Source organism: Thermanaerovibrio acidaminovorans DSM 6589 (genome assembly GCF_000024905.1).
Classification (GTDB): Bacteria; Synergistota; Synergistia; order Synergistales; family Synergistaceae; genus Thermanaerovibrio; species Thermanaerovibrio acidaminovorans.
Genome location: NC_013522.1, coordinates 1,152,229 through 1,174,652, shown reverse-complemented (window position 1 = coordinate 1,174,652; position 22,424 = coordinate 1,152,229). Strand labels below are relative to the sequence as shown.

At 64.5% G+C, this 22,424-nt stretch carries 23 protein-coding genes; 19 read left to right on the top strand and 4 right to left on the bottom strand.

Annotated elements, in window-relative coordinates:
• The first annotated feature begins 2 nt into the window (after window positions 1-2).
• The 5 genes from ligA to fusA all read left to right on the top strand — a co-directional run bounded on the left by ligA (window position 3) and on the right by fusA (window position 7,431).
• Window positions 3-2,024 (top strand): NAD-dependent DNA ligase LigA, encoded by a 2,022-nt coding sequence (gene ligA, locus TACI_RS05770; protein WP_012869864.1) that lies wholly within the window; start codon window positions 3-5, stop codon window positions 2,022-2,024.
• Entirely contained in the window at window positions 2,014-2,289 is a 276-nt protein-coding gene (gatC, locus tag TACI_RS05765) for an Asp-tRNA(Asn)/Glu-tRNA(Gln) amidotransferase subunit GatC (protein ID WP_012869863.1), read from the top strand. Before ligA ends, gatC begins: the two co-directional genes overlap by 11 nt.
• A gap of 13 nt (window positions 2,290-2,302) precedes the next feature.
• Window positions 2,303-3,760: an Asp-tRNA(Asn)/Glu-tRNA(Gln) amidotransferase subunit GatA gene (gene gatA / locus TACI_RS05760; RefSeq protein WP_012869862.1), complete on the top strand. Its 1,458-nt coding sequence runs from the start codon at window positions 2,303-2,305 to the stop codon at window positions 3,758-3,760.
• A gap of 14 nt (window positions 3,761-3,774) precedes the next feature.
• Complete coding sequence (gene gatB, locus TACI_RS05755) at window positions 3,775-5,220, top strand: Asp-tRNA(Asn)/Glu-tRNA(Gln) amidotransferase subunit GatB (RefSeq protein ID WP_012869861.1); 1,446 nt, start codon at window positions 3,775-3,777, stop codon at window positions 5,218-5,220.
• A gap of 120 nt (window positions 5,221-5,340) precedes the next feature.
• Complete coding sequence (fusA, locus tag TACI_RS05750; RefSeq protein ID WP_012869860.1) at window positions 5,341-7,431, top strand: elongation factor G; 2,091 nt, start codon at window positions 5,341-5,343, stop codon at window positions 7,429-7,431.
• A gap of 76 nt (window positions 7,432-7,507) precedes the next feature.
• Here the strand turns inward: fusA and TACI_RS05745 are convergent, their stop codons facing one another.
• From TACI_RS05745 to TACI_RS05735, 3 genes are read right to left on the bottom strand one after another with little or no spacing between them, the layout of a single operon-like run.
• Window positions 7,508-7,711 (bottom strand): hypothetical protein, encoded by a 204-nt coding sequence (locus TACI_RS05745; protein ID WP_012869859.1) that lies wholly within the window; start codon window positions 7,709-7,711, stop codon window positions 7,508-7,510.
• The gene (gene gltA, locus TACI_RS05740) at window positions 7,704-9,113 is read right to left on the bottom strand and encodes an NADPH-dependent glutamate synthase (protein WP_012869858.1); all 1,410 of its coding nucleotides are present in this window, start codon (window positions 9,111-9,113) and stop codon (window positions 7,704-7,706) included. The genes TACI_RS05745 and gltA overlap by 8 nt, the downstream gene beginning before the upstream one ends.
• A complete protein-coding gene (locus TACI_RS05735) occupies window positions 9,104-9,946 on the bottom strand; it encodes a sulfide/dihydroorotate dehydrogenase-like FAD/NAD-binding protein (protein ID WP_012869857.1) in 843 nt (280 codons plus the stop codon). Before TACI_RS05735 ends, gltA begins: the two co-directional genes overlap by 10 nt.
• Window positions 9,947-10,188: 242 nt before the next feature.
• Between TACI_RS05735 and trmB the strand changes: the two genes are divergently transcribed.
• From trmB to coaD, 3 genes are read left to right on the top strand one after another with little or no spacing between them, the layout of a single operon-like run.
• Window positions 10,189-11,136: a tRNA (guanosine(46)-N7)-methyltransferase TrmB gene (gene trmB, locus TACI_RS05730; protein ID WP_012869856.1), complete on the top strand. Its 948-nt coding sequence runs from the start codon at window positions 10,189-10,191 to the stop codon at window positions 11,134-11,136.
• A complete protein-coding gene (locus TACI_RS05725) occupies window positions 11,129-11,638 on the top strand; it encodes an RsmD family RNA methyltransferase (protein ID WP_012869855.1) in 510 nt (169 codons plus the stop codon). The genes trmB and TACI_RS05725 overlap by 8 nt, the downstream gene beginning before the upstream one ends.
• Window positions 11,635-12,135 carry a pantetheine-phosphate adenylyltransferase gene (coaD, locus tag TACI_RS05720; protein ID WP_012869854.1) on the top strand — a complete coding sequence of 167 codons (501 nt, stop codon included), beginning with the start codon at window positions 11,635-11,637 and terminating at the stop codon, window positions 12,133-12,135. The genes TACI_RS05725 and coaD overlap by 4 nt, the downstream gene beginning before the upstream one ends.
• Here coaD and TACI_RS05715 read toward each other — a convergent pair.
• The gene (locus TACI_RS05715; protein WP_423218538.1) at window positions 12,083-13,345 is read right to left on the bottom strand and encodes a tRNA(Met) cytidine acetate ligase; all 1,263 of its coding nucleotides are present in this window, start codon (window positions 13,343-13,345) and stop codon (window positions 12,083-12,085) included. The two genes, coaD and TACI_RS05715, sit on opposite strands and share 53 nt — an antisense overlap.
• A 68-nt stretch (window positions 13,346-13,413) precedes the next feature.
• Between TACI_RS05715 and TACI_RS05710 the strand changes: the two genes are divergently transcribed.
• From TACI_RS05710 to fabF, 11 genes are all read left to right on the top strand, one after another.
• Window positions 13,414-14,610 carry an acetate/propionate family kinase gene (locus TACI_RS05710; RefSeq protein ID WP_012869852.1) on the top strand — a complete coding sequence of 399 codons (1,197 nt, stop codon included), beginning with the start codon at window positions 13,414-13,416 and terminating at the stop codon, window positions 14,608-14,610.
• A 2-nt stretch (window positions 14,611-14,612) separates the two neighbouring features.
• Window positions 14,613-15,176, top strand: coding sequence for a YceD family protein (locus TACI_RS05705; RefSeq protein ID WP_012869851.1), 564 nt, complete (start codon window positions 14,613-14,615; stop codon window positions 15,174-15,176).
• 21 nt (window positions 15,177-15,197) lie between these two features.
• Window positions 15,198-15,389 (top strand): 50S ribosomal protein L32, encoded by a 192-nt coding sequence (rpmF, locus tag TACI_RS05700; protein WP_012869850.1) that lies wholly within the window; start codon window positions 15,198-15,200, stop codon window positions 15,387-15,389.
• An 88-nt stretch (window positions 15,390-15,477) separates the two neighbouring features.
• The gene (gene fapR, locus TACI_RS05695) at window positions 15,478-16,062 is read left to right on the top strand and encodes a transcription factor FapR (protein WP_012869849.1); all 585 of its coding nucleotides are present in this window, start codon (window positions 15,478-15,480) and stop codon (window positions 16,060-16,062) included.
• 28 nt (window positions 16,063-16,090) lie between these two features.
• Window positions 16,091-17,095: a phosphate acyltransferase PlsX gene (plsX, locus tag TACI_RS05690; RefSeq protein ID WP_012869848.1), complete on the top strand. Its 1,005-nt coding sequence runs from the start codon at window positions 16,091-16,093 to the stop codon at window positions 17,093-17,095.
• The gene (locus TACI_RS05685) at window positions 17,096-18,094 is read left to right on the top strand and encodes a beta-ketoacyl-ACP synthase III (protein ID WP_012869847.1); all 999 of its coding nucleotides are present in this window, start codon (window positions 17,096-17,098) and stop codon (window positions 18,092-18,094) included.
• A gap of 19 nt (window positions 18,095-18,113) precedes the next feature.
• Window positions 18,114-19,091: an enoyl-[acyl-carrier-protein] reductase FabK gene (gene fabK, locus TACI_RS05680; protein WP_164925404.1), complete on the top strand. Its 978-nt coding sequence runs from the start codon at window positions 18,114-18,116 to the stop codon at window positions 19,089-19,091.
• A 1-nt stretch (window position 19,092) separates the two neighbouring features.
• Entirely contained in the window at window positions 19,093-20,043 is a 951-nt protein-coding gene (gene fabD / locus TACI_RS05675; RefSeq protein WP_012869845.1) for an ACP S-malonyltransferase, read from the top strand.
• Between the two features lies 1 nt (window position 20,044).
• The gene (fabG, locus tag TACI_RS05670) at window positions 20,045-20,788 is read left to right on the top strand and encodes a 3-oxoacyl-[acyl-carrier-protein] reductase (protein ID WP_012869844.1); all 744 of its coding nucleotides are present in this window, start codon (window positions 20,045-20,047) and stop codon (window positions 20,786-20,788) included.
• A gap of 20 nt (window positions 20,789-20,808) precedes the next feature.
• Entirely contained in the window at window positions 20,809-21,060 is a 252-nt protein-coding gene (gene acpP / locus TACI_RS05665) for an acyl carrier protein (protein WP_012869843.1), read from the top strand.
• Between the two features lie 124 nt (window positions 21,061-21,184).
• On the top strand, window positions 21,185-22,423 hold the full coding sequence (gene fabF, locus TACI_RS05660) for a beta-ketoacyl-ACP synthase II (RefSeq protein ID WP_012869842.1): 1,239 nt from the start codon (window positions 21,185-21,187) through the stop codon (window positions 22,421-22,423).
• Window position 22,424: the final 1 nt, after the last annotated feature.

The following is a 22,424-nucleotide window of genomic DNA, read 5'->3' as shown; positions in this document are numbered from 1 at the left end:
GGATGGACCGCTCCGCCGCGCGCAGCAGGATGGAGGAGCTAGCGGAGCTCATACGGCACCACGACAGGCTCTACTACCAGGAGAACTCCCCGGAGATAACCGACCAGGAGTACGACGCCCTGTTCAGGGAGCTGGTGGACCTGGAGCGGTCCTTCCCGGACCTGAGGCTGCCGGACTCCCCGACCCTCAGGGTGTCCGGCTCCCCATCGGAGGCCTTCAAGCGGCTCCCCCACTCGGAGCCCATGCTGAGCCTGGACAACGCGGTGAGCCGTGAGGAGGTGTCGGACTTCCTGCGGAGGCTCTACGATGCCCTGGGGGGATCCGCCCCGGTGGTCTGCGAGCCCAAGCTGGACGGCCTGGCGGTGAGCCTCCTCTACCGGGGTGGCGTCCTGATCCGGGGGCTCACCAGGGGGGATGGCTCCGTGGGGGAGGACGTGACCTCCAACGTGATGACCATAAGGGACCTTCCCAAGCGGATAGACTACATGGGGGAGCTGGAGGTCCGGGGGGAGGTATACATGTCCCGGCGGGACTTCGCGGCGCTGAACCAACGGAGGGAGGAGGAGGGACTGCCCCCCTTCGCCAATCCCCGGAACGCCGCGGCGGGGTCCTTGAGGCAGCTGGACCCTAGGGTGACCGCCCAGAGGAACCTTAGCTGCTTCCTCTACCACGTGGTGAACCACCGGGAGGTGGGGCTCAAGACCCAGGAGGAGCTCCTCCTCTGGCTAAAGGGGCGGTCGTTCCCGGTACAGGAGGACTTCCGTCTCTGTCGGGACCCGGAGGAGGTGCTGGAGTACCTGGACGATTGGGATCGGCGGAGGCATTCGTACCCGGCGGACACCGATGGGGTGGTGATAAAGCTGGACTCCCTGGAGGGGAGGGAGGTGCTGGGCAGCACCAACCGGTCCCCCCGGTGGGCGGTGGCGTTCAAGTTTCCCCCGGAGGAGCGCCCCACCCGGGTGCTCTCCATAGAGGTTTCGGTGGGTAGGACCGGGGTGGTGACCCCCACGGCGGTGTTGGAGCCGGTTCGCCTCTCGGGCACCGAGGTGCGGCGGGCCAGCCTTCACAACTTCGACGAGCTGGCCCGGAAGGACGTCCGGGTGGGGGACACCGTATGGGTTCGCAAGGCGGGGGAGATAATCCCCGAGGTGATCCGGGTGGACCTGGGCTTGAGGCCTGAGGGGACGGCCCCCTTCGTGCCCCCGGAGGGGTGTCCCTCCTGCGGATCAAGGCTGGTCCGTCTCCCCGGGGAGGTGGCCATAAGGTGCATCAACCCCTCTTGCCCCGCCCAGATGAAGGAGCGGATCATCCACTTCGCCTCCCGGGACGGGATGGACGTTCGAGGTCTTGGGGAGAAGGTGGCCTCCCAGCTGGTGGATAGGGGGATGGTCAAGGACCTGGCGGACCTCTTCTTCCTCACCATGGAGGACTGGCTCTCCCTGGATAGGATGGGGGAGCGCTCCGCCTCCAACCTGGTGAGGGCCCTGGATGTTGCCCGGGACAGGCCCTTGAGGAAGCTGATCTACGCCCTTGGGATCCCCGGCGTTGGGGAGAGGACCGCCCAGGACCTGGCGGACCGGTTCGGCCGACTGGAGGCGCTCATGGATGCCTCGGAGGAGGAGCTGGCGTCGGTGGAGGGGGTGGGGCCGGTGGTGGCCCGGTCCGTAAGGGACTTCTTCCGCAACGACTCCACCGTGCGTCTGGTTCGAAGGCTTAGGGATGCGGGGGTCCGGATGGAGGAGCGGCCAACCGCGGGGGGGCCGTTGGAGGGTATGAGGTTCGTCTTCACTGGGGAGCTGGGATCCATGAGGCGAAAGGAGGCCCAGGACCTGGTGATCCGGTTGGGGGGCAAGGTGTCCGATTCGGTCTCCAAGGGGGTCACCGCCCTGGTGGCCGGGGAGGGGGGAGGAAGCAAGCTCTCCCGGGCCCGGGCGCTGGGGGTGCCGATCTGGAGCGAGGACCGGTTCCTGGAGCTGGTTAGGGAGCACACCGATCTTCAAGGGGGTGTAGGCGGTGAGGGTTGACGAGACGGAGGTCCGGCGGATAGCTTCCCTGGCCCATTTGAGCCTGAGCCAGGAGGAGGTGGACGCCATGGTCCATCACTTCGCCCGGATGGGGGAGCACTTCGTGGCCCTTAGGGAGGTGGAGGCACCCCTGGGGGCCACGGATCAGGAGGCGAGTCACCTGAGGGAGGATCAGGTGAGGCGCTGGAGGGATTCGGAGCTGGTCCTCATGGGGGCCCCCCGTAGGGAGGGTCACTTCTTCAAGGTCCCCAGGATAGGGGAGTAGGGGGTATAGGGCCATGGATCTTTACGAGATTCCCGCCTGGAGGATCGCCCAGGGGGTCATATCCGGGGACTTGAGGGCGGTGGATGTGTTGGAGTCCTGCTTGGAGAGGCTGGATTCCCTGGAGGGCTACATAAGGGCCTGCCTGGACGTGTATGTGGATGAGGCCCTGGAGGAGGCGGAGCGGGTGGACCGGCTCTCCCAGGAGGGGCATCACCCGGGTCCCCTGGCGGGGGTGCCGGTGCTCCTCAAGGACAACATCTGCGTCAAGGGGAGGCGCACCACCTGCGGCTCCCGGATGCTGGAGGGCTGGATATCCCCCTACGACGCCACGGTGGTCAACCTCCTGAGGCAGGCGGGGGCGGTGGTGGTGGGGAAGACCAACATGGACGAGTTCGCAATGGGTAGCTCCACCGAGAACTCCGCCTTCTTCCCCACCTCCAACCCTCACGACCTGGCCCGGGTGCCCGGGGGTAGCTCCGGGGGTAGCGCCGCGGCGGTTGCGGCGGGCTACGTCCCCTTGGCGCTGGGGAGCGACACCGGGGGCTCCATAAGACAGCCCGCCGCGTTCTGCGGCATCCACGGTCTAAAGCCCACCTACGGCATGGTGAGCCGATACGGCCTGGTGGCGTTCGCCTCCTCCCTGGACCAGATAGGGCCCATGGCCCGGGACATGGGGGACCTGGCACTGTGCATGGACGTGATAGGCCAGAGGGACCCCATGGACGCCACCTCCAGGTCCTTTGAGGGTCCCAGGTTCATAGACGTGATAAGGAACGACAGCCTGAAGGGACTGAGGGTCGGGATCCTTCGGGGCTTTGACGAGGGGCGGGTTGATCAGGAGCTCACCATGGTGTCCCTCATGGCCTCCCGGTTCTGCCTGGACGCGGGGGCCGCCGTGTCGGACGTGAAGCTTCCGGTCTCCATGGGGGCGGGGCTGGCCAGCTACTACATAATAGCCCCCGCGGAGGCCAGCTCCAACCTGGCCCGGTTCGACGGGGTCCGGTTCGGCCCCTCGGTTACGGGGGATACGCTGGGGGAGACCTACCAGATGGTCCGCTCCCAGGGCTTCGGGCCGGAGGTGAAGCGGCGGATCATGATGGGCACCTACGCGCTGAGCTCCGGGTACTACGACGAGTACTACGGTAGGGCCCAGCGGGTGAGGGAGGCCATAAGGGAGGAGTTCCGGCAGGTGTTCCGGTCGGTGGACCTGTTGATCTGTCCCCCATCCCCATGTCTTCCCTTTCTCAAGGGGGAGATGGCGGAGGATCCGGTGAGGATGTACCTGACTGATGCCTTCACCCTTCCCGCCAACCTGGCGGGGGTCCCGGCCCTTACGGTCTACGCGGGCAGGTCCAGGACGGGGCTCCCCCTGGCGGTCCAGCTGATGGCCCCGTGGGGGGAGGACCGGCGGCTGGTTATGGCCGGTGCGGTCCTGGAGAGGGCCTTCGGGGCCCCGTCGGTGGTAGGGTAGGGAGGGGATCTAGGATGAGGCGAGTGGTCATAGGTTTGGAGGTTCACGTGCAGGTGAGCACCGAGACCAAGCTGTTCTGCTCCTGCCCGGTGGACTATATAGGCGCCAGGCCTAACAGCAACGTGTGCCCCACGTGCCTTGGGCTCCCCGGGGCGCTGCCGGTGCCGAACCGGGCGGCGGTGGAGTCCGCGTACCTCACCGCCCTGGCGCTCAACTGCCAGGTGAACCTGAGGACCCGTTTCCACCGGAAGAACTACTTCTACCCGGACCTACCCAAGGGCTATCAGATAAGCCAGTACGACCTGCCCATCGGGGTGAACGGTTGGATCGACCTGGAGTCCGGCCGGAGGGTTCGGATCCAGAGGCTTCACCTGGAGGAGGACGCGGGCAAGCTGGTGCACGGCGCCTCGGACGGCCGCCTGGGGGGCTCCTCCTACTCGCTGGTGGACTACAACCGCTCCGGGGTCCCCCTGATGGAGATAGTGTCCATGCCGGACATCTGCTCCCCCGGGGATGCCCGGGAGTACGTGACCAGGCTGAGACGCCTTGTCAGGTACCTGGGGGTGTCGGACGGGGACATGGAGGACGGGTCCCTGCGGGTGGACGCCAACGTGTCCCTGGCGGAGGAGGGGGCCCCCCTGGGCACCAAGGTGGAGATAAAGAACCTGAACTCCCTTAGGGCCCTGGAGAGGGCCCTGGAGTACGAGGTGCTCCGGCAGGGGGAGGCGCTGGATCGGGGGGAGCGGATCCTGCAGGAGACCCGCCACTGGGACGACGTCCAGGGGGTCACCTTGGGCTCCAGGGGCAAGGAGGAGGCCCACGACTACCGCTACTTTCCGGACCCGGATCTGCCTCCGGTGGAGGTGTCGGAGCGGACGGTGGAGCGGATCTCCCGGTCCATGCCGGAGCTTCCCTGGGCCAAGGAGGCCAGGTTCGCTGGTGACTACGGCATAGGGGGGGACGACCTCCAGGTCCTCCTGGAGAGGCGGGACGTGGCGGAGTACTTCCAGACGGCGGTTGAGCGGGGCTGTAGGCCCCGGAGCGCCGCCACCTGGGTCAGGATGGAGCTGATCCCCAACATGGATCCCCGGGAGGGGATGGGATCCATCCACGTGCTACCCGAGGACCTTGCCCTTCTGGACATGAAGGTCATCAAGGGGGAGCTGTCCCCCGGGGCGGTGAAGCTGATCCTCAAGAGGATGCTGGACGACCGCTGTGGTGTGGAGGACGCCATCCGGCTTTGCGGCATATCGGGCCGTATCTCCGGAGAGGATCTGGCCCGGCTGGTGGACCGGGTCCTCCAGGAGAACGCCTCGGTGGTGGAGGAGATCCGGTCTGGCATGGACAAGAAGGGGGCCAAGGAGAGGTTCCTCCAGGGACAGGTGATGAGGCTCGCCAAGGGTCAGGCGGACCCCGCACAGGTGGGTTCGTTAATAAAGGAAAGGCTCACCGGAGAGTAGGTATGTAAGGTTGATAAGTTTGACTGTTTCCCGTCCGTTGCCTTAAGATAGGGAACGTGTGCTGTTCCACCCCCGGGGTGGGGCCCGGGGGGAAAAACGTTCCTCTAGGAGGCAGAAGCGATGGGGACAAGGAAACCTGAGGACATCCGGACCGTAGCGCTTTTATCCCACGGTGGAGCTGGGAAGACCTCCCTGGCGGAGGCCATGCTCTTTGATGCAGGTTTGACAACCCGGATGGGCAAGGTGGAGGACAAGAACACCGTGTCCGACTTCGACAACGAGGAGCACAAGCGTCAGATATCCATCAGCACATCGCTCCTCACGATCCCCTACAGGGGGAGCACGGTCTACGTCCTCGACACGCCGGGTTTCTCGGACTTCCAGGGGGAGCAGATATGTGCCCTGCGGGTGGTAGATTCGGCAGTCATCGTGGTGAGCGGGGTCCACGGGATAGAGGTCCAGACCCAGCGTGGCTGGGAGGGGGCGGAGGAGCAGGGGATTCCGGTGGCCTTCTTCGTCAGCAAGATGGACCGGGAGCACGCGGATTACGATAAGGTTGTGGGGGAGCTCAAAGAGTCCTTTTCGGACCGGGTAGCTCCCCTTTTCGTTCCCATAGGGCAGGAGGCCTCCTTCAAGGGGCTGGTGGACGTTCTCTCCGGGAAGGCCTACACCTACAAGGGGGACGGCAGCAAGGCCTTCAGCGAGGGGCCGGTGCCCCAGGAGCTGGAGGAGGTGGTGTCGTCCTTGAGGGATTCGCTGGTGGAGCGGATCGTGGAGGCGGACGATGAGCTGATGATGAGGTACCTGGATGGGGAGGAGATAAAGTACGAGGAGCTGGTCCCGGCGCTTCGCAAGGCGATCCGCCAGCGGCTGGTCTTCCCGGTCATCCCCGGATCCAGCACCCTGAACGTGGGTGTGTTGCAGCTCATGGACCTGCTGGTGGACGCCATGCCCTCCCCAGTGGAGATGTCCCCCCGGAAGGTCCTGGCGGCGGATGGCACCGAGAAGGAGCTGGCCCCGGACCCGTCGGGCCCCTTCTACGCCCTCTGCTTCAAGGTTATGGTGGATCCCTACGTGGGTAAGCTCTCCTTCATCCGGGTCTTCTCGGGCCGCACCACCGCCGATCAGGGGGTCTTCAACGTGAACCGGGGGGAGGAGGAGCGGGTCAGCGCCTTCCGGCTCATGAGGGGCAAGGAAGGGGAGGACGTCAAGGAGGTGGTGGTGGGGGACATCGTGGCCATCCCCAAGCTGGAGAAGGCTCAGGTGGGGGACACCCTCAGCTCCAAGGGGCAGAGCCTGAAGTTCCCCCCCATAACCTTCCCGAAGCCGGTCTACAGCGTGGCGGTGACCCCCAAGAGCCGGGCGGACGAGGACAAGCTTGGCAACGCGATCCACAAGATGCTCGACGAGGACAAGACCCTTAGCTTCGTCAAGAACCCGGAGACCGGGGACTCGGTGCTGTCCGGCATGGGGGACCTGCACATCGATATAGTCCTCTCCAAGATAAAGGACCGCTACAAGGTTGACCTGGAGACCCGGACCCCCAAGGTGCCCTACCGGGAGGCCATAAAGAAGAGCGCCAAGGCCCAGGGCAAGTACAAGAAGCAGACCGGAGGCCGGGGCCAGTACGGGGACGTCTGGTTCGAGCTCACCCCCGGGGAGAGGGGATCCGGCATCGTCTTCCTGGACAGGATCGTGGGCGGGGTGGTGCCCAAGAACTTCATCCCCGCGGCGGAGAAGGGGCTGCGGGAGGCGGCTGCCAAGGGGGTCCTGGCGGGCTACCCGGCGGTGGACTTCGTCTGCGCCCTCTACGACGGCTCCTACCACGACGTGGACTCCTCGGAGATGGCATTCAAGATCGCCGCCTCCATGGCCTTCAAGAAGGCCTTCATGGACGCCTCGCCGGTGCTCCTGGAGCCCATAATGAACGTGGAGGTCACCGTGCCGGAGGAGTGCCTGGGTGACGTTATGGGGGACTTCAACGGCCGCAGGGGCCGGATAATGGGCATAGACAGCAACGGCAAGCTACAGGTGGTCAAGGCCCAGTGCCCCCTGGCGGAGATGTTCCGTTACGCCATAATACTTCGGTCCATGACCAGCGGCAGGGGCTCCTTCACCATGGAGTTCTCCCACTACGAGGAGACCCCGGCGGAGATAGCCAAGAAGGTGATAGCCGCTGCGGCGGCGGAGAGGAAGGAAGAGGAGGAATAGCGCCGGGCCTCCTGGTGGCGGCGGCAAGCGAAATGGGGTGGGGGTCTTCTCCCCACCCCATTTTCTGTGGTTTGAGTCAGCCCCTGAAGAAGCGCCGGTCCTCCTCGAAGAAGGATCGAAGCCGCCCCTCCGCCTCCTCGGGGGAGAGGCCCTCGTGGTGCACCACGTGCTCCCACATCCTGTCGGTTACCCCCTCCACGTAGGCCACGAACTCAGGGTCCATCCTCCCCTTGGCCAGTTGGAGCACCCTGGCCTTGAAGTCTTGGGTCCTGCTATGCATTGCCCCTCTTCTCCGATATGTACCGGTCCATGGCCTCCGCCGCGTCCTTCCCGGCCCCCATGGCCAGGATAACCGTGGCGGCCCCGGTCACTATGTCGCCCCCTGCGTAGACCCCTGGAACGGAGGTGGCCCCCGTCTTGGGGTCCGCCTCGATGTATCCCCACTTGTTGAGCTTCAGCTCCGGGAAGGAGGAGAGGAGAACCCTGTTGGCCCCCTGGCCGATGGCCTCTATGGCGGTGTCCGCCTCGATTACGAACTCGCTGCCCGGCACCGGCACTGGCCTACGGCGCCCCGAGGCGTCCGGCTCCCCCAGCTCCATCCTTATGCACTTGACGCCTATCAGCTGGCCGTTCTGGTCCCCCAGGTACTCCACCGGGTTGGTGAGCCAGTTGAAGATTATTCCCTCCTCCACCGCGTGGTGGTATTCCTCTATCCTCGCCGGGAGCTCCTTAAGGGACCGGCGGTAGACCACCTGGACCTCCTGGGCCCCCAGGCGCCGGGCGGATCGGGCGGCGTCCATGGCCACGTTCCCGCCCCCAACCACCACCACCCGCTGGGACCTCTTGGTGGGGGTATCGTAGGCGGGGAACTCGTAGGCGTGCATCAGGTTTATCCTGGTCAGGTACTCGCTGGCGGAGTAGACCCCGTTGAGTGTGGTGCCCGGTATGCCCTGGAAGTGGGGGGCTCCGGCCCCAACGGCGATGTAGATCGCGTCGAACTGCTCCATCAGCTCCCGCATCTCCACGCTCTTGCCCACCACCGCGTTGGTGACCACCTGGACACCCATGGCCTTGAGGGCGTCGATCTCCATCTTGACTATGCTCTTGGGGAGGCGGAACTCCGGGATGCCGTAGACCAGGACGCCGCCGGGCTCGTGGAGCGCCTCGAAGATCACCACCTGGTAGCCCCGCTTGGCCATCTCCCCCGCCACGGTGAGCCCCGAGGGGCCGGAGCCCACCACCGCCACCCGCCCCTTATGGGGGCCCTGGGGGGGCTTTGGGTCCGTCATGTGCTGGTACTTCCAGTCCGCCACCAGCCTCTCCAGCTTGCCTATGGCCACCGGCTCGAAGCCCGGTACCCTGCCCAGGGTGCATACCCCCTCGCACTGGGTCTCCTGGGGACAGACCCGGCCGCAGACCGCCGGCAGGCTGGTGTAGGAGCAGAGGATCTCCGCCGCCCTGGGCATGTCCCCCTCCTCCACCGCCTTTATGAAGCCCGGGATGTCTATCCCCACCGGACAGCCCTTGATGCACGGGGCGTTCCTGCACTGGAGGCACCGCTTGGCCTCCTCCTGTCCCTCCTCCAGGGTGTAGCCCAGGCAAACCTCTTTGAAGTTGGAGCATCGCTCCTTGGGATCCTGCTCCCTTATGGGGGTCTTGGTCTTGGGCTTCATCAGAGCCATGATAGGTCACCCACCTCCTGCTGGTACCTCTCCATGGAGATCCTCTCCTCGTCCCTGTACTGCCGCAGCCGGTTGAGGAACTCGTCCCAGTTCACCTTGGTGCCGTCGAACTCCGGGCCGTCCACGCAGGCGAACCGGATCTTCTGGTCCACCGTCACCCGGCAGCAGCCGCACATGCCGGTCCCATCCACCATGAGGGGGTTCAGGGACACCCAGATGGGTATACCAAGCTCCTGGGCGGTGAGGGAGCAGAACTTCATCATTATCGAGGGGCCTATGGCCCAGCAGCGGTCCACCCTCTCCTCCTGGGCCACTAACCTCATGGCGTCGGTCACTAGCCCCTTCATCCCCTCGGAGCCGTCGTCGGTGGTGACGATGAGCCGGTCGGACCACTGGGCGCACTCGTCCTTCATTATCACCAGATCCGAGGTCCTTCCTCCCAGGATGGTTATGGTCCTGTTTCCCGCCTGCTTGAGGGCCCTCAGGATGGGGAACAGGGCCGCTATGCCGACCCCGCCGCCCACCATCATGACGGTCCCGTGGTTCTCGATCTCGCTGGGGGTCCCCAGGGGGCCGGAGACGTCCATGAGGTGGTCCCCCTCGTTCAGGGACGCCATGAAGGCGGTGGTCTTCCCCACCACCTGGAAGATGAGGCGGATCAGTCCCTTGTCCGAGTCGAAGTCCGCTATGGTGAGGGGGATCCTCTCCCCGGCCTCGTGGGGCCTAACCACCACGAACTGGCCGGGCCTGGCGTGGCTTGCTACCAGGGGCGCCTCCACCCATATGTCGTACTCCTTGGGGGCCATGCGCCGCTTAGACTTAATGGCGTACATTATCAACCCTCCCTAGTCTTTTGGGGGTCCTTCCCCCCGGGTCCGCTGGCCGCTGACAGGGGTAATTTTAGCAGTAGTCCCGGGGATGCGCATTGTTATCTAAAGGTTCAAGCGTTAGTTATTTTTTTCTCGTTATCCCCAGTCCGGAAGTCCGGGGGTTGAAAAGGCCTTCGGAGTGGATAGATAATACATAGCCCTCCGCTGGATCGGGGGGTATAGAACTTGTTGGGGGGCCAGTCCCTATGAGTTGGGCTTTAGACAAGGTTATAGTTTCCGGTTCCACCGCTAGGCTACCGTTGGACCTGTCCTTCGACGGGTGGGACGGCAGGGTCTTCCTGGAGATAGGGTTCGGGGACGGGGGGTACTTGGCTCATCTGGCGTCCGCCAATCCCACCGTGGCGGTGGTGGGCATGGAGGTCTGCCAGTGGTGCGTAACCAAGGCGGCCAGGAGGGTCCTCTCCATGGGGCTTCGCAACGTGAAGATCCTGAGGGGGGACGCCCGGTACCTGATGAGGATGTGCCTTGCGCGGGGTAGCCTGGACCGGGTGATCCTGAACTTCCCGTGTCCGTGGCCCAAGAAGAGGCATGCGGAGAGGCGGGTCACCAGTCCCCAGTTCGTGCGACTGCTCTCCGGGTACCTGAGGCCAATGGGGGTCTTCTGCCTGGCCACTGATGTGGATTGGTACGCGGAGAGCGCGGTGGAGTTCTTCTCCGCCGAGCCGGGGTTCCAGGTGATCGAGCGGACGGTGAACCCGGAGAGGGAGTACCTCACCAAGTACGAGAGGAAGTGGAAGAGGGAGGGGAGGGACACCTTCTCCGTCCAGGTCCGTTACGTTGGAGGCGCTCCTTCCGCGCCGGAGGAGGAGCTGAAGATATACCCCGAGGAGGATCTCTTCATGGAAGTCGGTTTCGGTCGGGAGCTGGAGGGCTCCATAAGGTCCCTCAGGGACCGCAAGGGGGGCACCGAGGGTCACATGTTTGTCTTCCGGGACGTCTTCGCCGGGGAGGACGGCTGTTTTCTGGTGTCCGCCATAACGGTGGATCAAGGGTTTGAGCAGCACTTCTACGTCCGCATATACCCCAAAGGGGGCGGCTACGGGGTGAAGCTTGACCCGGTTGGGCATCCATACAGGACCCCGGCGGTCCGGATGGCCCTTAAGGAGGCCATGGGGGCCCTGAAGGTTGGCTAGGCGGGGATCCCATCAGGCGGCGGGCAGGGCCAGGCCCACCTCCGGGAAGGTCCTCCAGGCCCTTTTCAACATCCTGGGCCCCCTGGAGGGGGTGGATTTTCTTGACCTCTTCGCTGGGAGCGGCCGGGTGTCGGTGGAGGCCGCCTCCCGGGGGGCCCGGGTCACCGCGGTTGAGGTGGACCGCCGGTGCTGTGAGGCAATGAGGACCCTAGGGGGATTCCGGGTGGTCCAGGGGGATGTGAGGCGCTTCATCCCCCGGGCTGCCAGGGAGGGGGATTCGTATGGGGTGGTCTTCGCGGATCCCCCCTACTGCATGGGCTGGGTGGAGGAGCTGTTGGAGCTGTTGCGGGGGAACCGGACCGTGGTGGCCCCTGGAGGCTTGGTGGTGTTGGAGCACAGCGTGAGGGAGCCGATCCCGGAGGGGCTTGGAGCGGACAGCCGGGTTTACGGCGAGACGGTTCTCTCCTTCGTGGATCCCTTCAGAGAGGGTGGTGGCCTTTGATAAGGGCGGTTTACCCCGGGTCCTTCGATCCCATAACCAACGGACACGTCTACATAGCCGAGAGGGCGGCGGCGTTGTTCGACGAGCTGATCGTGGCGGTGCTTCACAACCCGGAGAAGAGGGCCACCTTCAGCGTGGAGGAGCGGCAGATGATGGCCCGGGAGGCCTTAAGCCACCTGCCCACTGTGAAGGTGGACGCCTTTCAGGGGTTGCTGGTGGACTTCATGCGGCACGTTAGGAGCCGGATAATCATAAGGGGTCTTAGGGCCCTTTCGGACTTTGAGTACGAGTTCCAGCTGGCCCAGATGAACCGGCAGCTGGCGCCGGAGATCGAGACCATGTTCATCGTCACCGACGCCAAGTACTCGTACTTGTCCAGCCGGGGGGTCAAGGAGGTCTACTCCTTCGGTGGCCCCATTCAGGACATGGTCCCCCCTGGGGTCTTCAGGCGACTTCGGGAGAGGATCCCTCCAGCGGGTTTGAGGGGGACATCATGATCCTTCTCCTCCGGAAAGAGTCCACCTTTGGGTTCCCCGCCAGGATCTCCCAGAGGGTGAGAGCCCTCTCCTCCAGGGCCAGGATTCCCCTGGAGTAGCCATCCGGGGGACTGGTGAACCGGGATAGGACCGGCAGTTCTGCAGTGCTTCTCATGCGCCGCAGGAGCACCTTGCCTATATCGTTGGTGGCCAGTACCCCTATCCAGGAGGGCCCAAGCCTCTGGCAGGCCCGGTTGAACCAGTGCTGGTGGGAGAGCATCAGGTGGCAGCAGAGCCGCTGGATCCGGCTTCTGGGGTATCGGCGGCTCACCGTGGATTCCAGGAGGTCCTGGTACGACTCTGCCCCCCTGGCGGCCCGCTTCAGGCCGTTCTCGAGCCCCTCCGCCATCTCCGCGGAGCTTATCATCTGATCTTCTGGGGTGCTGAGTATCCGCCACCTGAGGAGGTCCCACCATCTGGGGTTGGAGGTGGTGACCACCCTCCCACGCCGGTCCTCCCTCTCCAGTATCCGGGCGGAGAAGGGGGGTAGCCCCCTCAGTGCCCTTTCCCGATCCCCCGCCTCCCACAGGGTCCTCACCGCGGTGGCGCTGGGTATTTGTTCGAAGTCCCTCTGGTTGTAGGCGGCGCCGATCCTCTTGACCGATATGGTCTCGATCGGGAGCTTCCGCTGGGCGATCCGCATGTGATAAGCCAGGGCCAGGATGTTGTTGGATCCCTTCAGAAAGGACCCCAACCCGGGCTCTATCTCCTCCAGAGCCCTGGAGCGGGCCTCCACGAAGGAGAAGCCCTGGTCCAGCCATCGCCGCAACCTCATCTTGAAGGAGGGGGGCTCCTGTATTAATATGGACCCGGCCTTTTTCAGCAGTTCCTTATGACCCTCCATGCCGAAGGACAAGTGGGTCACCACCCCGGTGGCGGCCAGGATGTCCACCGCCGCGGAGGCGAAGACCTGGGCCTGGTGGCAGGAGAAGGCCACGGGCAGGTGGAGGACCAGGTCCGCCCCGGCCTCCAGGGCCGCCTCGGCCCGGCTCCAGGGGTCCAGGAAGGATGGCTCTCCTCGCTGTACGAAGCAGGAGGAGAGGACCACGATTATGGGGGAACGGGGCATCATCTGTCTCGTGGCGGAGATGTGGTGCAGGTGTCCCTTGTGAAGTGGGTTATACTCTGCCACTATCCCCGCGACTGGGGTATTATATGTCAAAGGTATCACCTCCCGGCGGTAGCTGGAAGGATAGTTGCCGGCGGGTTTTCAGTCAAGCGGAGGGAGGCAGGATCGAAGTGAAGGTTTTGGTGTTGAACTGCGGGAGCTCTTCTCTCAAGTATCAGCTCATCGACATGTCCGATGAGACCCTTTTGGCCAAGGGCTTGGTGGAGAGGATCGGTCTCGATGGGGCCCGGATAAAGCACGTGAAGGTGGGTTCCGAGCCCTTCATCAAGGAGACCCATATCCCCAACCATGACGTGGCGGTGAAGCTGGTGGTGGACGCCCTTCAGGATCCTCAGCACGGGGTGGTTAAGGACCTGTCGGAGCTCTCCGCGGTGGGACACCGGGTGGTCCACGGGGGCGAGAAGTTCACCCGGTCGGTACTGGTGGACCAGGAGGTGCTGAAGGGGATCGAGGAGGTCATCCCCCTGGCGCCGCTGCACAACCCGGCGAACCTGATGGGGATCAAGGCGGTCATGCACGCCCTCCCCGGTACCCCCAACGTGGCGGTGTTCGACACCGCTTTTCACCAGACCATGCCGGCCCACGCCTACATGTACGGCATCCCCTATGAGCACTACGAGAAGGACCGGGTGCGCCGCTACGGCTTTCACGGCACCAGCCACTTCTACGTGGCCCATCGGGTGGCGGAGGCCATGGGCCGTCCCATTGAGGAGCTCAAGATAGTCACCTGTCACCTGGGCAACGGCAGCTCCATCACTGCCGTATCGGGGGGCAAGAGCGTGGACACCAGCCTGGGCTACGGCACCACCGAGGGTATACTGATGGGTACCCGGTCGGGGAACCTGGATCCGTCGGTTATGATATACCTGATGGAGAAGTACGGGGATCCCAAGGTAGTAAGCGACGTGGTTCACAAGAAGAGCGGAGTCTGCGGCATAAGCGGGGTCTCCAGCGACATGAGGGACGTGGAGGAGGCCATGGAGAAGGGCGATCAGAGGTGCAAGCTGGCCTTCGACATGCTCTGCTACGGCATAAAGAAGTACATAGGGGCCTACGCGGCCGCCATGGGTGGTATTGACGCCATCGTCTTCACCGCCGGAATCGGGGAGAACAGCGACCTGGTGCGGGAGGCGGTGTGCAAGGACCTGGAGTTCCTGGGGGTCAAGTTCGATCCCTCCAAGAACAAGGTCCGTGGCAAGGAGGCGGAGCTCACCACTCCGGATTCCAAGGTCAAGGTTTACGTGATTCCCACCAACGAGGAGCTGGTGATAGCCCGGGACACCAAGGAGCTGGCCCTGAAGGGGTAGGGGTGGTGGACTCGGAGCTTCAGTTCCCCTCCCGGGGGGGGCGGTGGCTTAAGCTTAACGCCATACCGGATGACGGGTCCCCCCTGGAGGAGGACCTGCTGGTGCGGGTGGACCCGGTGGGGGGGTACTCCTTCCCCCAGGGGGTGGTCTTTCACTTATCGGTTTCCCGGACCGGTGGGAACCTGCTCTTCAGGGTATCCCTTAGGGGGGAGGGGGCTGGGGAGTGCGCCCGTTGCCTTGCCCCCGTGGGGTTCGTCCTGGAGGGGGAGGACGTCTTCCTGGTGACCATCGGAGGAGAAGTGTCCCAGGAGGCCTTCCAAGAAGAGGATTTTTGGTGTAATCTAGACACTTGGGCCGACAAGATAGACCTGGCCCCCATGCTTTGGGAGGTCCTTGCCTCCTCTTTGCCGTCCAGGGTGGTCTGTGACGACCGGTGCCTGGGGCTTTGTCCGTTCTGCGGGGCGAACCTGAACCGGGGGCCCTGCGCGTGTGGCGGCGCACCCTTGGATCCCAGGATGGAGGCTTTGAGGATCAAGCTCCAGGAGCTTGGAGAGGAAGAACGATGACAGAGAAGGGGGTGTTTCAACATGGCCACGCCTAAGAGGCGAGTTTCCCACTCCAGGACCCACAACAGGAAGGCTCACTGGCTCGGTGCCCTAGAGGTGCCCAGCCTCACCACCTGTTCCCACTGCGGTGAGATAATCAAGACCTACCGGGCCTGCCCGGCCTGCGGATACTACCGGGGGCGCCAGGTGGTGAAGGTCTCCGAGGAGGAGTAGCCACGGGTTCGAAACTCTCCCCCGCCTATTGACGGCGGGGGAGAGTTTTTTTATACTCCCAGGTACTCTAATCAGTTCTTAGTACCAGATGACAAAGGAAGTGGTGGCCACGCGGTCCGATCACCGGCGCAGCAGGCACAAGGTCCTATCGGACCTCATAAGGTCCAACCCGTTGCTAACCGACGAGGAGTTGGCGGAGCGGCTTAAGGTGAGCGTCAGCACCGTTCGGTTGGATCGGGTGATCCTTGGCATCCCGGAGCTGCGGGAGCGCATGCGGGCCATGGCGGAGGCGGCGGGGAGCCGACTACGGTCCCTGACCCGGGACGAGGTGGTGGGTGACCTGCTGGAGCTGGAGCCCAACGTGGGGGCCCTGTCGCTTCTGGAGGCCACCCGGGAGATGGGCTTCCGGGGCACCGACCGGATCTGGGACCACTTCATATACGCCCAGGCCAGCACCCTGGCCATGGCCACCATTGGGGCCGAGATGGTCATAACCGGTAGCGCCCGGGTGAGGTACCGTCACCCCGCCTTCGTGGGGGACCGCCTCCTGGCCCGGTCCAAGGTGGGGGTAAACAAGGGCAACAAGTACGTGGTCAGCGTCAGGACCCGGGTCATGGACCGGGAGATCTTCGTGGGTCGTTTCATTGTGGTTACCATGGATCAGCCCGCCTGAGCCGCGGGTTCCGTTGGGAGGATTGCGGATGTTTTTGGCGATGGATGCCATGGGAGGGGACAGGGCCCCTCAGGAGCCTTGCCGGGGGGCGATTATGGCCTGTGAGGCGGATCCGAATCTAAACGTTATCTTGGTGGGGGATGCCCGCCGGATCGAAGAGCATCTTAGGGACGCCGCGTCGTCGGTTAGGGCCAGGATAGGGGTGGTCCACGCGGACCAGGTGGTCACCATGGACGACGCCCCCTCGGTCTCTATAAGGAAGAAGAGGAACTCCAGCCTCCGGGTGGCCATGGAGATGGTCCGCTCCGGTGAGGCCTCTGCGGTGGTCTCCGCGGGCAACACCGGGGCCATAGTGGCGGGGGGCATCCTGGTTTTGGGCCGGATCCCCGGCATAGACCGGCCGGGCCTTGGGGTGCCCATAGCCACCCTGTCGTCCCGGGTTAGCCTGCTCATAGACGTGGGGGCCACGGTCCGGTGCAAGCCCATAAACCTGGCCCAGTTCGCCCTGATGGGATCCATATACATGAGGTCTCTGGTGGGGGTGTCGGAGCCCTCGGTGGCTCTCCTCTCCAACGGTGAGGAGGAGATCAAGGGGGACGAGACGGTGATCCAGGCCCGGGAGATCCTTAAGGCCAGCTCCCTCAACTTCGTGGGCTACGTGGAGGGTAAGGACGTTCCCCTGGGCACCTCGGACGTGGTGGTGTGCGATGGCTACACGGGCAACGTGCTCCTCAAGTTCGGGGAGGGGCTGGGCGAGGGGGTGATGAACCTCATGCGGGAGGAGATATCCAGGAGCTTCCTCCCCAAGGTGGGGCTCCTGTTCATGATGCCAATGCTCAAGAAGCTTCACTACCGATTCGACTACGAGAGGCACGGGGGCACCCCCCTGCTGGGGGTGAGGGGAACGGTGATAAAGGCCCACGGGCGTTCCAAGGCCAGGGCCATAAGCAACGCCCTGATGGTGGCAAGGGACTTCGTGGCCAAGCGCGGCGTCCAGACCATAGAGGACGAACTCGCCAAGGGGGGAATATAGATGTCTAAGTTGGGCGGCTTCGGTGCGACGGTGATGGGCACCGGAATGGCCATCCCCGGCAGGGTGGTCACCAATCAGGATCTGGAGCGGATGGTGGACACCTCCGACCAGTGGATCGTGGAGCGCACCGGCATAAGGACCCGGTACGTGGCGGAGGAGGGGGTGTTGACCACCGATCTGGCGGAGGCGGCCTCCCGGGAGGCCCTTCGGAATGCGGGGGTGGCCCCGGAGGACCTGGACCTGATACTGGTGGGCACCAACTCGCCGGACACCCTCTTCCCCGCGGTGGCGGCCAAGCTTCAGGGGCGTCTTGGCGCCGTGAGGGCCGGGGCGGCGGACGTGCAGTCCGGTTGTACCGGGTCCCTCTACGCCATGGCCATGGCGGCGGGGGGCATAGCCAGCGGGGCCTTCAGACACGTGCTGGTGGTGGGGGCGGAGGTGCTGTCCAGGATGATAGACTGGACCGATAGGAACACCTGCGTCCTGTTTGGAGACGGGGCCGGGGCGGTGGTGATGGGGCCCGCCTCCTGCGGCGGAGGCCGGGTGGAGGGCTTCTCCCTCCGGGCGGACGGCACCAAGCACGACCTGATCACCTTCATGGGGGGGCTCGTGGAGCACCCCGCATCGGAGGAGACCTTGGCCGCGGGGATGCATCACGTTAAGATGAAGGGCAACGACGTGTTCAAGTTTGTCAACCGGGAGATACCCCCCTTCATAGACGGCTTCCTGGAGGAGATGGGGCTCTCCCCCGAGGAGGTGGCCCACTGGGTGTTCCACCAGGCCAATTGGAGGATAATAGATGGGGTCTTGAAGCGCATGGGGCTTCCGGAGGACCGGGCGGTGGTGAACCTGGACAGGTACGGGAACACCTCCTCCGCCTCGATATTGATGGCCCTGCACGAGGCGGTGTCCTCCGGAAGGGTGTCCAAGGGGGACCGGGTCCTGATGTCTTCCTTCGGAGCTGGCATGACCTACGGAGCATTGTTGCTCCAGTATTAGGAGGTGAAGAGCCCCTTTGATGCGGACCAACAGGGTTGTTGAGCTTACGGGGATAAGGTTCCCGGTCTTCCAGGGCGGGATGGCCTGGGTAGCGGACGCCCAGCTGGCGGCGGCGGTCAGCAATGCGGGTGGGCTTGGGATAATAGCGGCGGCCAACATGCCGCCGGAGCTGTTGGATCAGGAGCTTAGGAAGGTTCGGGAACTCACCGACGGGCCCTTTGGCCTGAACATAATGCTCCTTTCCCCCACCGCGGACGACGCCATAGAGCTGGCCGCGTCCCACCGGGTGCCGGTGATCACCACCGGGGCGGGCAAGCCCGGCAAGGTGATAGAGCGGCTGAAGCCCCTGGGGGCCAAGGTGATCCCGGTGGTGGCCTCCGCGGTCCACGCCAGGCGGGTGGAGCAGCAGGGGGCAGATGCGGTGATCGCCGAGGGGATGGAGTCCGGGGGGCACATAGGGGAGATATCCACCTTTGCCCTGGTGCCCCAGGTGGTGGACTCGGTGTCCATCCCGGTCATAGCCGCCGGGGGCATCGCGGACGGCAGGGGAGTGGCCGCCGCCTTTGCCCTGGGGGCTGAGGGGGTCCAGATGGGGACTCGGTTCGTGTGCGTCCGGGAGTGCAACGTGCACGGGGCCTACAAGGACATGATCCTCAAGGCGGGAGACAGGAGCACGGTGGTGACCGGCAGGTCCACCGGGCATCCGGTCCGGTGCCTGAAGAACAAGTTCTCCGCCAAGTTCGAGGAGATGGAGCGTTCCGGCGCCTCGGTGGAGGAGCTGGAGGCCTTCGGATCCGGTAGGCTTCGGGCCGCGGTGGTGGATGGGGACGTGGAGTGGGGGTCCGTCATGGCGGGCCAGTGCGCCGGGATGATCGACGACGTGCCCTCCGCTTCGGAGGTGATCCGCCGGATCTTCGTCCAGGCGGCGGATCAGATGGATCGGATGTCGGAGCTGGGCCGGTTCTTCCGGTCCCTCTGCATGGAGGAGGTTGGCTGATATGAGCGGTTACGCCCTTGTTTTCCCCGGCCAGGGGGCTCAGGAGGTGGGGATGGGCAGGGACTTCTACGAGGCCTACCCGGCCGCCCGGCGGGTCTTCGAGGAGGCCAACCGTGCCCTGGATTTCGACCTGACCAAGGTGATCTTTGAGGGTCCGGAGGAGGAGCTCAAAAAGACCGCCATAACCCAGCCGGCGATCCTAACCGTGTCGGTGGCGATCCTCTCCGCCGCCCGGGAGGACGCGGGGATACCCCTGGAGCCCATGTTCGTGGCGGGTCACAGCCTTGGGGAGTACACCGCCCTGGCGGCCGCGGGGGCCATCTCGGTGGCGGACGCGGTGAGGCTGGTCCACCTTAGGGGGAGCCGGATGCAAGACGCGGTGCCCCTGGGGGTTGGCGCCATGGCGGCGGTAATGGGGCTTGAGGGGGAGGCCATAAGGGAGATCTGCCAGCGGGCCTCCACCAAGGGGGTCTGTGAGATGGCCAACTACAACGCCCCGGGGCAGATAGTCATCTCCGGCGAGGCCCCGGCGGTGGAGGCCGCGGCGGAGATGCTCAAGGAGGCGGGGGCCTCCAAGGTGATCCCGTTGAAGGTGAGCGCCCCGTTCCACTGCTCCCTCATGCGTCCCGTGGCGGACCATCTGCGGGAGGCCTTCACCTCCGTCCGGTGGGGGGAGCTGAGTTGCCCGCTGGTCTCCAACGTGGACGCCAAGCCCAGGAGGGACATGGGGGAGATCCGGGAGCGGCTCCTGGAGCAGACCTACTCCCCGGTGCTCTGGCTCGACAGCATGAGGGCCATGGCGGACTCCGGCGTGGATGCCTTCATCGAGTTCGGCCCCGGCAACGTGCTCACCGGCCTTGCCAAGCGGTGTGTCAAGGGCAAGCGGGCCAAGAGCGTTTCCAAGGTGTCCGATCTGGAAGGGTTGCTTGATTTTATAAAGGGAGGAAACTAGAATGGCTTCGCACCGGAGGGTGGCCCTGGTGACCGGGGCCAGCAGGGGGATCGGCCGGGCAATAGCCATCAGGCTGGCCCAGGAGGGTTTCCGGGTGGCGGTGAACTACAACTCCTCGGAGGAGAAGGCCCTCGAGGTGGTCTCCCAGATAGAGGCCGCCGGGGGGGAGGCCAAGGCCTTCCGGGGGGACGTGAGCGACCCCCAGGCGGTGGCGGTGCTGTTCAAGGAAGTGGAGGAATCCTTGGGTTCCGTGGACGTGCTGGTAAACAACGCGGGCATAACTCGGGACGGCCTCATCCTCAGGATGAAGGAGTCTGACTGGGACGAGGTCATCAAGACCAACCTTACCTCCGCCTTTCTGTGTGTGAAGCAGGCCCTGAAGGGGATGACCAGGGCCCGTTGGGGTAGGATAATCAACGTGAGCTCCGTGGTGGGCCTGGTGGGCAACCCGGGGCAGGCCAACTACTGCGCCGCCAAGGCGGGCCTCATAGGGTTCACCAAGAGCGTGGCCCGGGAGGTGGCCAGCCGGGGGGTTACCGCCAACGTGGTGGCCCCGGGCTACATAGACACCGATATGACCAGGGTGCTTGGCGAGTCGGTCAAGGATGCCCTCATGGGGCAGATACCCCTTGGGAGGGTCGGCACGCCGGAGGACGTGGCTTCTCTGGTGGCCTTCCTGGCCTCTGACGGGGCCTCCTACATCACCGGACAGGTGATAGCCGTTGATGGCGGAATGACCATGTAGCTTGGAAGGAGGTGAAAGACATGCAGATGGAGGAACTTATGTCCCGCTTGAAGGAGATAGTTGTGGACCGTCTGAACGTGGAGGAGGACCAGATAAAGCCCGAGGCCTCCTTCGTGGAGGACCTGGGTGCGGACTCCCTGGACATCGTGGAGCTCATCATGGGCATCGAGGAGGAGTTCGACATCGAGATCCCCGACGAGGACGCGGAGAAGCTCGCCACCGTGGGTGATGCTATCAACTACGTGAAGGCCAAGCTCGGCGTCGAGGAGTAGCGTTGCGAGGGGGGATGGGTACCGCCATCCCCCATATGATTAAACAAATAACAATTAAAGAATAGATAAACCAGAACCGTATGCTGCGGGAGATAAAACCCTCGTGAAAAGGGAGTGACCTAGTTTGAGAAGAGTCGTCGTCACGGGCCTCGGAGTCGTAAGCCCCATAGGACTTGGACGAGAGACCTATTGGCGTGCCCTGGAGGAGGGCCGCAGCGGTGTTGGCACCATCTCTCTCTTCGACGCCACCGACTATGCGGTGAAGATAGCCGCGGAGGTTAAGGACTTCGACCCAGAAGATTGGATGGACAAGAAGGAGGCCCGCCGGGCGGACCGGGTCATCCACTTCGTCACCGCTGCCGCCGCCATGGCGGTTAAGGATGCGCAGCTGAACGTGCATCAGATAGATCCCTACCGCTTCGGAGTCTACATCGGGAGCGGCGAGGGGGGAATCCAGACCACCAACGATAACTACGGGATCCTCCGGGACAAGGGCCCTTCCCGGGTGAGCCCTTTCTTCGTTCCCATGATGCTCAGCAGCATGCCCGCCGCCTACGTGGCCATAACCTACGGGGCCAAGGGGCCCAACATGGCGGTGGTTACCGCCTGTGCCTCCGCCACCCACAGCATGGGTGAGGCCTACGAGACCATCCTAAGGGGCGATGCGGACGTGATGATCACCGGCGGGGCCGAGGCGGCCATCACCCCCATAGCCATGGCGGGCTTTGCAGCCCTGAAGGCCCTGTCCACCCGGAACGACGAGCCCGAGAGGGCCTCCAGGCCCTTTGACATGGGGCGCGACGGGTTCGTCATGGGGGAGGGGGCCGGGGTCCTCATCTTCGAGGAGCTGGAGCACGCCCTAAACAGGGGTGCCAACATCCTGGCGGAGGTGGTGGGCTACGGCAACACCTGCGACGCCTACCACATAACCGCCCCGGATCCCGAGGGGGATGGACCCAAGAGGGCCATGGAGATGGCCATTCGGAAGGGCAACCTGAGGCCCCAGGACGTGGATCTCATCAACGCCCACGGCACCTCCACCCCCCTGAACGACAAGATGGAGAGCGCCGCCATCCGGGCGGTCTTCGGTGACCACGCGGACAATCTGCTGGTGAACTCCACCAAGTCCATGATCGGTCACTGTCTGGGAGCCGCTGGGGCCCTGGAGGCCATTGCAGCCCTCCAGTCCATCGTGGAGGGGGTGGTGCACCCAACCCTCAACTACGAGGAACCGGACCCGGAGTGCAACGTCAACGTGGTGGGCCCCAAGGCGGTCAAGAGGGACGTGCGTTGTGTCCTGGTCAACAACTTTGGCTTCGGGGGCCACAACGCGGTGCTGGCCTTCAAGAAGTACGAGGGGTAGT